This window comes from Kribbella sp. NPDC050281, from assembly GCF_040655855.1.
Taxonomy (GTDB): domain Bacteria; phylum Actinomycetota; class Actinomycetes; order Propionibacteriales; family Kribbellaceae; genus Kribbella.
In genome coordinates, this window is sequence record NZ_JBFAKS010000094.1 from 1 (window position 1) to 3856 (window position 3856).

Consider the following 3856-nt stretch of genomic DNA (forward strand, 5'->3'; position numbering starts at 1 on the left):
CCGAGCAGCGGCAGCGTCGGCCGGTCCGCGCGCGGGTGCATGAACGCGTCGTACAGCTCGTCGATGTCCTGCTCAACGTGTCGTCCACCGCCCCTCCGTCGTCCCGGCTTGGGCGACCCGACAGAATGGGTACGTGTCGGACCTCCCCCGCAAGGCGCTGAGCCGGACCGCGAAGCTCGCCAGCCTGCCGCTCGGTGCCGCCGGCCGGGCCACGGTCGGGCTCGGCAAGCGGATCGGCGGTGCGCCGGCCGAGGCCGTGTACGCCGAGTTCCAGCGCCGGACCGCCGACCAGTTGTTCTCCGTCCTGGGTGAGCTCAAGGGCGGCGCGATGAAGTTCGGGCAGATGCTGAGCCTGATGGAGTCGGCGATGCCGGAGGAGCTGGCGGCGCCGTACCGGGCCACCCTGACCAAGCTGCAGGACTCCGCCCCGCCGATGCCGGCCTCGACCGTGCAGACGATCCTGTCGCGCGAGCTGGGCAGGCGCTGGCGGGACCGGTTCGAGGAGTTCGACGACCTGCCCGCGGCGGCCGCGTCGATCGGCCAGGTGCATCGCGGCATCCTGAAGGACGGCCGCGAGGTCGCGGTCAAGCTGCAGTACCCGGGCGCCGCCGAGGCGCTGCGCGCGGACCTGCGCCAGCTCGGCCGGTTCGCCCGCACCTTCGGCACGCTGGTCCCCGGCCTGGACATGAAGCCGCTCGTCACCGAGTTGCAGGAGCGGATCGGCGAGGAGCTGGACTACGACCGCGAGGCTCAGGCCCAGCAGCAGTACGCCGATGCGTTCAAGGACCACGACGAGTTCGTCGTTCCCCGGGTCATCAAGCACTCCCCCTCGGTCATCGTGTCCGAGTGGCTCGAGGGCCGGCCGCTGTCGTCGATCATCAGCGACGGCACCAAGAAGGAGCGCAACGCGATCGGGCTGAAGTACGTCCGGTTCATGTTCAGCGGCCCCAAGTACGCCGGCCTGCTGCACTCCGACCCGCATCCGGGGAACTTCCGGGTGATGCCGGACGGACGGCTCGGCGTGGTCGACTTCGGGCTGTGCGCGCGGCTGCCGGACGGTCTCCCACCGGCGATCGGGCGGCTGCTGCGGATCTCGCTCGACGGCGACGGGATCGCCGTACGGGACGGGCTGCGGGCCGAGGGGTTCATCAAGCCGCGGATGGAGATCGACCCCGACCAGCTGATGGACTACCTGGCGCCGTTCGCGGAGCCGGCCCGGGAGGAGACGTTCCAGTTCAGCCGGGCGTGGATGCGCGCGCAGGCGAACCGGACCGGGGACTTCCGGTCGCCCAACGCGGGGCTGGCCCTCCGGCTGAACATGCCGCCGTCGTACCTGCTCATCCACAGGGTCTGGATCGGCGGCATGGCCGTCCTGTCCCAGCTCGAGGCGAAAGCCCCGTTTCGCGCCGTCCTGGAGGAGCTTCTCCCCGGCTTCACCGACGACTGACTCAGTGCTCGTCGTGGCCCAGGACCGGCACCGACCGCAGGGTGATCGCCAGCGCGGTGGCGACCAGGGTCAGGACCACAGCGGTGATGCCGGCGGCCAGGTGCAGTCCTCCGGTGAACGCGTCCTGCGCCTGGGCCAGTACGTCGCCAGGCACGCCCTGAGCGATCGCCTCGGCCAATGAGTTGCCGCCGCGGCCGTTCATCTGGCTCCGGTACGCCGCGGTGACCACGCTGCCCAGGATCGCGATGCCCAGCGCGTAGCCGAACTCGTTGCCGGTCTGCGTCAGCGCGCCGGCGGATCCGGCCTTCTCCGGCGGGACGGAGCCGATCACCAGGTTCGTGCCCAGCGTGACGAGCGGTGCGGGGCCGACGCACTGGACCGCGAAGGCGATGACGAGGACGGCGGTCGACGTCGCCTGGGTCATCACGCCCATTCCGACGACCGTGAAGGCGATCCCGGCCGGGATCAGTACACCCGGGCGGATCCGCTGCGCCAGCCGCGGCGCCACCTGGAAGGCGACGGTCGTGGTGACCATGCCCGGGACCAGAGCGATCCCGGCAGCCAGCGGGGTCATGCCCTGGACCAGCTGGAAGTACTGCGCGACGAACACCATCACACCGCCGGACAGCATCGAGAAGCACAACATGCTGCCGAGCGTGACCGTGAAGGTCTTCCGGGTGAACAGGCGTACGTCGACCAGCGGATCGGCCAGCCGCTGCTGGCGTCGTACGAAGATCCAGCCGAAAACTCCGCCGGCCACGAGCGAACCGGCCGCCGTCGCGCTCACCCCGTGCGCGGCGAGCTGCTTCAGGCCGTGGATCGCCGGCAGGATCGCGGCCAGCGACAGCAGCACGCTCGGGAGATCGATCCGGCCCGCGTTCTCGTCGCGGTACTCCGGCAGCAGGAACGGCCCGACCGCGACCAGCACCGCCATCGCCGGTACGCCGATCAGGAACGCCGAGCCCCACCAGAAGTGGTTCAGCAGGACGCCGCCGACGATCGGGCCGATCACAGCGCCGACGGTGAAGCAGCCGGCCCAGATCCCCAGTGCCTTGGCCCGCTGCTGCGCGTTCGGGAACAGGGTGCTGATCAGCGACAGCGTGCACGGAGCGATCGCCGCACCCGCGATACCGAGTACCGCGCGGGTCACGATCAGCATCTCCGGGCTCGTCGAGTACGCCGCTGCCACCGAGGCGACACCGAACAGCGCGGCGGACGCGAGCAGCAGCCGGCGGCGGCCGATCCGGTCGCCGATGTTGCCCATCGTGATCATCAGGCCGGCCACCATGAACCCGTACACGTCCAGGATCCACAGCTGCTGGCTGCTGGTGGCGCCCAGCGCTTCGGTCACCGCAGGCACGGCTAGCAGCATGACGAACAGATCCAGTGACACCAGTAGCGTCGCGAGCGACAGAACTCCCAGGCCAATCCACTGCCGCCGGCTGGTCGTCTCTGGCGAGCTCTCGGTGAGGGTCATGATCCGGTTCCTTCCGCTGGAGTGCTTTCACCCCTGCGTCGGGCGGATCAGGCCGGATTCGACACCCGGTTCAGAACTTTTTCACCAGTGGACGGGGTCCAGCTTCCCCTCGATGCTGCGGACGTTCTCCCGGGCGCACCGGTCGCAGTACACCAGCTTGCGACCGTCCTCCACCGAGGTCATCCAGGTCAGCGGCACGTCCTCCGACTCCGCCTGCTGACCACACAACGCACAACTCACTCTCACCATGCGCCCAGTCTGCACCTTCCCAGGACGACCCCGCCCATCCCCCACCAGACCGAGGGCGGCGGACCGCCAGCACTACACAACCACCACCCAACGCCATCCGCTGAGCGTGGAAGCCGGTGACGGTCAGCGGTTGATGAGTGCTGGCGATCCGCTGCCCGAGTTCAGCACGGCGAGGCCGAGGAACGGCGAGCGGCGGCGCGGGCGAGGAGCGGCGGCGGACCGCCAGCACTACACAACCACCACCGAGGGACCCCCAGCTGAGCGTGGAGCCTGCCGGCACGGGGCAGTTGATGAGTGCTGGCGGTCCGGTACGCGGGTGCGGCGAGCGGCAGGAGCGACGGCGCCGGCGTGGCCGAGGAGCGGCGAGCCCGGGCGCGCGAGGAGCGGCGAGTGCGGGCGTGGCCGAGGGGCGGCGGCGGACCGCCAGCACTACACAACCACCACCGAGGGACCCACCTGAGCGTGGAGCCTGCCGGCACGGCGCAGTTGATGAGTGCTGGCGGTCCGGTACGCGGGTGCGGCGAGCGGCAGGAGCGACAGCGCCGGCGTGGCCGAGGAGCGGCGAGCCCGAGCGCGCGAGGAGCGGCGAGTGCGGGCGTGGCCGAGGAGCGGCGGCGGACCGCCAGCACTACACAACCGCCAGCGACGCCGCGCGCTGAGCGTGGAACCTGCCGGCAGAACCC

The 3856-nt window shown here is 70.7% G+C and carries 4 protein-coding genes; 1 reads left to right on the forward strand and 3 read right to left on the reverse strand.

What is annotated here, in order from left to right; all coding sequences use genetic code 11:
• Positions 1 to 133 precede the first annotated feature (133 nt).
• Positions 134 to 1447, forward strand: a complete 1314-nt coding sequence (locus tag AB0I34_RS44000) for an AarF/ABC1/UbiB kinase family protein (protein ID WP_360458669.1) — start codon at positions 134 to 136, stop codon at positions 1445 to 1447.
• Position 1448: 1 nt separating this feature from the next.
• Here the strand turns inward: AB0I34_RS44000 and AB0I34_RS44005 are convergent, their stop codons facing one another.
• From AB0I34_RS44005 to AB0I34_RS44015, 3 genes are all read right to left on the reverse strand, one after another.
• Positions 1449 to 2924, reverse strand: coding sequence for an MFS transporter (locus AB0I34_RS44005; protein ID WP_360458672.1), 1476 nt, complete (start codon positions 2922 to 2924; stop codon positions 1449 to 1451).
• An 81-nt stretch (positions 2925 to 3005) separates the two neighbouring features.
• The gene (locus tag AB0I34_RS44010) at positions 3006 to 3173 is read right to left on the reverse strand and encodes a hypothetical protein (RefSeq protein WP_360458675.1); all 168 of its coding nucleotides are present in this window, start codon (positions 3171 to 3173) and stop codon (positions 3006 to 3008) included.
• Between the two features lie 429 nt (positions 3174 to 3602).
• A partial coding sequence (locus AB0I34_RS44015) for a hypothetical protein (RefSeq protein ID WP_360458678.1) occupies positions 3603 to 3856 on the reverse strand: 254 nt, incomplete at its 5' end.